Source organism: Bartonella sp. CL435QHHD (genome assembly GCF_042195095.1).
GTDB lineage: Bacteria > Pseudomonadota > Alphaproteobacteria > Rhizobiales > Rhizobiaceae > Bartonella.
Genome location: NZ_JBHINS010000022.1, coordinates 1 through 2,081, shown reverse-complemented (window position 1 = coordinate 2,081; position 2,081 = coordinate 1). Strand labels below are relative to the sequence as shown.

Annotated in this window: 2 protein-coding genes; both read right to left on the bottom strand. The window is 35.8% G+C overall.

The window, feature by feature from the left end; translation table 11 throughout:
- Nucleotides 1-209 precede the first annotated feature (209 nt).
- Entirely contained in the window at nucleotides 210-788 is a 579-nt protein-coding gene (locus ACFILH_RS00765; RefSeq protein ID WP_375667223.1) for a hypothetical protein, read from the bottom strand.
- Nucleotides 789-869: 81 nt separating this feature from the next.
- On the bottom strand, nucleotides 870-1,712 hold the full coding sequence (locus ACFILH_RS00760; protein ID WP_375667222.1) for a hypothetical protein: 843 nt from the start codon (nucleotides 1,710-1,712) through the stop codon (nucleotides 870-872).
- Nucleotides 1,713-2,081: the final 369 nt, after the last annotated feature.

Here is a 2,081-nt window from a genome sequence, read left to right as displayed (position 1 = left end):
TTTTAAAGCTTTAATGCGATAAAGGCTTATAATATTTCGAGTAAGAGCATGTTTGATTTTTTTGATTTCACTGGTTAATTCATATTTTTTGCACATAGAGATACCCTCACAATTTAATGTGATAAACGTTTTCTAAAATTTGAAATGGGAAAATTTGAAAGAGGGGCGCCCCCGCCGCGCCCGTGCTTTCATTTACACTGCTTTATTGATTAGACCCAGACAATCTCTAATTCACCATAAGGAGAGAGACGTTCAGTATAGTTTTTTATTTTAGTAGACCCGCCGACATTTTCACGAATAACAGCAATTCCATGAATATTGGCATTTTCATAAACATGCATGTTATTTGCTATACGAGCGTTTTCATAAACCCTAGCATTGTCATAAACATAGGCATTATCATAAATAATAGCCTTGCCATACACATGAGCATTACCATAGACATGGGAATTATCAGAAATAACGGCATTGCCATAAACATGGGCATTATCATAAACATAGCCAGCAATGATAGCATTGTCATAAACCCGCGCATGACCATAGATATGACCACAAGTGACAGCATTGCCAAAAACTCTTGCATTTTCATAAACGTGACCATTTTTAAACACAAGAGCCTCATCATACACCCAGCAATTGCCATCATGAGAGAGGTTATCTTCCTTTTCAATAAAGCCACCCAAGGCACCAGCTCTAACATCAGAAAAGTCTTTTAATGCTTTAATGCGATAAAGGGTATGATTACCAAATACACGCGTTTCATTTGTGAGTGCAAACTTCTTTTGCATGAGCACAATTCCTTTATAAAGAGATTTAATTTTTAAATGAGATGTTTAAAGGAGGGCGCCCCCGCTGCGCCCACGCGTTATTTAAGCAGCGTCTTTTAGTGACTGATTATCATCACAGATATCATTACGAATTTTTGCACGGCTATTCACAACAGCATTGCCATAAATTTGCACATGATGATCAATATTTGATTTGCCATAGACCTTGGCATGATCATAAATCCTTACAAAGCAACCAACACGAGCCGAGCCAGAAACCTTGGCATGACCATAGATACTTGAATAATCCTTAATCCAAGCATTACAAAAAACATGGGCATTATCATAAACGCGCGCCCAGACATAAATGCGTGACTTGCCATACACACGAGCATTGCCAAAAATATAGCCACAAACATAGGCACTTTCATAGACACGGGCATTGTCATAAACCTTGGCACCATTAGAAATAGTAGCATTATCACTAATTACGGCATTACCATAAACATGCCCACAGACCTTAGCGTTATCATGAATTTTTGCATTATCATAAATATGAGCGGTTGTATCAAAAACCAATGCCTTGCCATTAACGATAGCATTGCCATACACCTTGGCACCTCTAAAGATTTTCGCATCATTATAAATTTTAGCATTTTCATAAACAGTTGCATTGAAAAGAACCGCGGCATTATCATAGACCCAGCAATTGCCATCATGGGATAAGTTACTTTCATTTTCAATAAAACCGCCGAGGTCTCCCGCTTTAACATCATCAAAATCTCTTAGAGCACGTATACGGTGTAAAGTAAGACCATCAAAAGTGAATTTTTCATTGGTAAATTCGTATTTTTTTGCAGACTCTTGTTGATTAACAGATGTGATTTCGTTTGCAATGTTAGAGGAAATTGTATTTTGGGAAGTTTTTATTATAGAATTTTTCATTTTAAATTCTTTCTAATCGTAATGAAGTTTTCAATTGACGCGCTATAAAGGCGCCGGGCGTTGAAAACACGGCGATTAGTCCGTCGTCACACTTTTCCCATAAGGGTATTGCATGGTGTGACACACCCGACAAAATCATTATACGCTTTAATACGTATAAAAAACAGTCAGTATTTTAAAGACTTTGGAAAGATTGTTTCGTAACCTATCCGCTAATCGTTAAGTGTTTTCAGCACTTGAATATTTATATAACAAAATACGTGTTTATTGTCAAATAATATTTCTATCTTTTTGATATTTTTTCTTATTTTTTAAATACGTTGTGTATTGATAATATCTTATGCTTATTAATTTCTTCTTTTATATTTA